3 protein-coding genes, 1 pseudogene and 1 riboswitch are annotated in these 3,247 nt (G+C 64.9%); of the genes and pseudogenes, 3 read left to right on the top strand and 1 reads right to left on the bottom strand.

Translation table 11 applies throughout. The features are described 5' to 3' along the window. Nucleotides 1–70: 70 nt before the first annotated feature. Nucleotides 71–454, bottom strand: a complete 384-nt coding sequence (locus tag EA346_RS00205) for a fibronectin type III domain-containing protein (protein WP_296754128.1) — start codon at nt 452–454, stop codon at nt 71–73. Between the two features lie 170 nt (nt 455–624). Next, nucleotides 625–716, bottom strand: a riboswitch (cyclic di-GMP riboswitch). Between the two features lie 471 nt (nt 717–1,187). Here EA346_RS00205 and EA346_RS00200 point away from each other — a divergent pair. The 3 genes and pseudogenes from EA346_RS00200 to EA346_RS00190 form a co-directional block, all read left to right on the top strand. Continuing rightward, nucleotides 1,188–2,156 carry an AAA family ATPase gene (locus EA346_RS00200; RefSeq protein ID WP_296754125.1) on the top strand — a complete coding sequence of 323 codons (969 nt, stop codon included), beginning with the start codon at nt 1,188–1,190 and terminating at the stop codon, nt 2,154–2,156. 45 nt (nt 2,157–2,201) lie between these two features. Then, entirely contained in the window at nt 2,202–2,765 is a 564-nt protein-coding gene (locus EA346_RS00195; protein WP_296754123.1) for a VanZ family protein, read from the top strand. A gap of 70 nt (nt 2,766–2,835) precedes the next feature. Next, nucleotides 2,836–3,247, top strand: a pseudogene (locus tag EA346_RS00190) (Vi polysaccharide biosynthesis UDP-N-acetylglucosamine C-6 dehydrogenase TviB); the annotation flags it as partial.

Raw genomic sequence — 3,247 nt, 5'->3', positions numbered from 1 at the left:
GCTTGCGGCGGAAGGCAGGTGCCTCGCGATGGCGGCCTGGGTGAGCATTTTCAGAAGGCCTGGCTGTCCACTACAGGATCCGCTTGGCGCCCAGGTTCGACATCTCGCTTTCCAGTCCGTCCCTGGTGTAGGCCGTGACCGCGAAGTACCAGGTGCCGGTGTTCAGGTCATCGATGAACTGGCTGGTTTGGCCGGGGTTCCTGATCTCGATGATGCGCGACATTGAGTTCAGGGCCTTGCCGTAGTAGACGCGGTAGCCGGCCAGGTCGGTCAGCGCGCTGCCGTCCGTGCGCTGGACCGGTGGTGTCCACGACACGAGGGCGGTTGGGGACGTGCCGCTGCTGTATGACAACCCGCTGTAAGTCTCGCCGCTGCCATCGCAACCGGTGATGGCCAGCAGGAGACCGAGTGACAGAGCGCTGAGGGTTGCACGTAGGGCAGTGCGGTGGACCATGACGAAACCTCGCTTCGAAACATGGCCACGAAAAAACCGAACTCACGGGTGGCAGCGCAGCGCGTTGGACGCGATGGACCCTGCCGGATCGGACGTACCGGATGTGGAAGGGGGTCTTGTGCCCCTGCTGGCAGGTGACCCCTGCTTCTGGCGAGCGTCTTCCCATGTTTCCTGGCGGCCCCGCTTTCTTGAGACTCGATGGGAGTCCCGAAGACCGGTGGCTTTGCGTCCTCACCTTTCAATGAGTTTGCCTTTTTCAGTGGCCTCGACGTTGGTGGTGGACCCCTGTCGGGGGCTCTTTCACGATATCGGCGGTGTGCGGACGACCTTTAGAGCCTTTGGGCGAAATTTTCGATGCGGGTCCGCATTCGGGTGTTTGCGTACGGGGGTGGCTGGAGTCCATGCCGCCAGACAGAGCCGCCTGCTGTACACTCGAACCCGTCTGCCAATAGGATATGAATCGGGAGATATATAACAATAGAACGTAAGATGTAATCTGTCCCCGCGAGGGCAGGTCTGGAGCGGCGTTTCTCAGTCTTTCGGGCCGAGCCAGGGTCTCGATGGCCGGGGGCCGCTGGAATCGGGTTCTAGAGCCGTTGTCCGAGCGCCACCGCCGCGGCGTTCCCGCGCCGACCTCAAGAATCCCGCCATGCTGCCGCTATCCCTGACGAGACAGGATTCTTGTTAGCATGGGTACTACGAACAGCAACCCGCGCGGACGCGGCCAGGTGATATGTACGAAGCCTTCTACAACCTCAGGGAAAAGCCCTTCGCGATCCTTCCGGATCCCGGCTACCTGTATTTCGGGGAGCGGCACACGCTCGCCTACACCGTGCTGGAGTACGGCGTGGTGCACGGTGCCGGCTTCACCGTTATCACCGGGTCCGTCGGCTGCGGCAAGACCACGCTGATCCGTCACCTGCTGAACCGCATGGACCAGGACGTCACCGTCGGCCTGATCTCCAACACGCGGCAGGACATCGGGGAACTGCTGAAGTGGGTGCTGCTGGCCTTCGATCAGCCCTATGACTCGAACGACAAGGTGGCGCTGTTCGATCATCTGCAGCGCTTCCTGATCAAGGAGTACAGCGAGGGGCGGCGCACGGTGCTGATCATCGACGAGGCCCAGAATCTCGGCGCCTCCACGCTCGAAGAACTGCGCATGCTCTCCAACATCAACGCCGACAAGGATCAGCTGCTGCAGATCGTGCTGGTCGGCCAGCCGCAGCTGAAGGACCTCCTGTCCCGCCCCGAACTCGAGCAGTTCGCGCAGCGTGTTGCCGCCGACTTCCACATCGAGCCCCTGGCCGCCGATGAACTGGCGGACTACATCCGCCACCGCCTGAGCGTGGCGGGACGCGACGAGCCGTTGTTCGAGGACGCCGCCATGCCGCGTATCTGGAAGGCCACCGAGGGCACGCCGCGCCGGATCAACATCCTCTGCGATACCGCGTTGGTCTATGGCTTCTCGCAGGAGGCCGAGACGATCGGCGCCGAGATCATCGACGAGGTGCTGCGCGACAAGGCCCGGTTCGGGGTGATGGGCGGGCACGGGAACGCGACCGACTCGACGGGTGCGGGAGAGGGGCGGCGAGGGCCGCGCAGATGGGTTCCCGGTGCCTCCGAGGAGGGTTCCGCCGGTATCGACGACGACCAGGCCGCCCGAGCGGTGCTGGCCGCGATGTTCGACCGGAAGAAATAGCTGCCTGCGGAAACGCCCCGGTGCGATGGGGCATGGAGCGAATCGTTGCGACGAACCGTCATCGCCGTACTGGCCTTACTGGGGCTGGTGGGAATCACGCTGTGGCTGGGGCACGCGGCCTTTACGGGGATTGAATGGCTCCGTGGGCTGGTGCTGGCCGCGTGGATTGGGCTGCTCGGGGCAGTCGTGTGGTGGCTGTCGCGGCCTGTGCCACCGGGCCGGAGGCGGGTGGTGTGGGTACTCTTTATCGGCCTGTTGCTGGCGATGCTGATCCCTCCGGATTGGCTGCGCCCGATCCAGGATTGGGTCACGGGCTGGCTGGGCTTCGTCTCGGCCGTGGCATCGGGGAGTTCGGGACCGGCGCTCGTGCACTTTGGCCTGTTCGCGGCGTTCACGATGCTGCTGTTCTGGGCCCGCGCCGATTTCCAGCCAATGCCCTTCCTGCTGCCGCTGGCCGGGTTTGCGGTCGCTACGGAGCTGATGCAGTTTCTGGTCGAAGGGCGCCAGCCGGACCCGTTCGACGTGGTGCTCAACCTTGCGGGCATTGGCACCGCTGCGCTCGTCGCATGGGGCGCGTCGCGCATGCGGCTCAGGTTGGCGGGCGGGTGAGGGGAAGGCGTTTGGCGGGTACTATCGCGAAACTCCCGATGGGGGAAGCGCGCCACGGTCTGGAGATGGCATGACCATGCAGGGGAACGAGACCGTTGCGGTGATCGGCTTGGGCTACGTGGGGCTGCCGCTCGCGGTCGCTTTTGGGCGGCACCGGCGGGTGATCGGCTTCGACGTGAATCCGGGGCGCATCGCGGAACTGCAGGCGGGCCGCGACAGCACGCTGGAGGTCGAGCCGGAGGAACTGGCGCAGGTGCCCCTGGAGTACACGACCGACCCCGAGCATCTGCGCCAGGCCACCGTGTACATCGTCACCGTACCCACGCCCATCGACGGCGCGCGCCGTCCGGATCTCACGCCGCTGCTGCGGGCGAGCGAGACGATCGGGACGGTGCTGAAGCCGGGTGATCTGGTGATTTATGAGTCTACCGTCTATCCCGGGGCGACCGAGGAGGTCTGCGTTCCCGTGCTGGAGCGCGTCT

The sequence above is a fragment of the Thioalkalivibrio sp. genome (assembly GCF_007692535.1).
Classification (GTDB): Bacteria; Pseudomonadota; Gammaproteobacteria; order Ectothiorhodospirales; family Ectothiorhodospiraceae; genus Thioalkalivibrio.
This window is presented reverse-complemented; position numbering and strand designations above follow the sequence as displayed.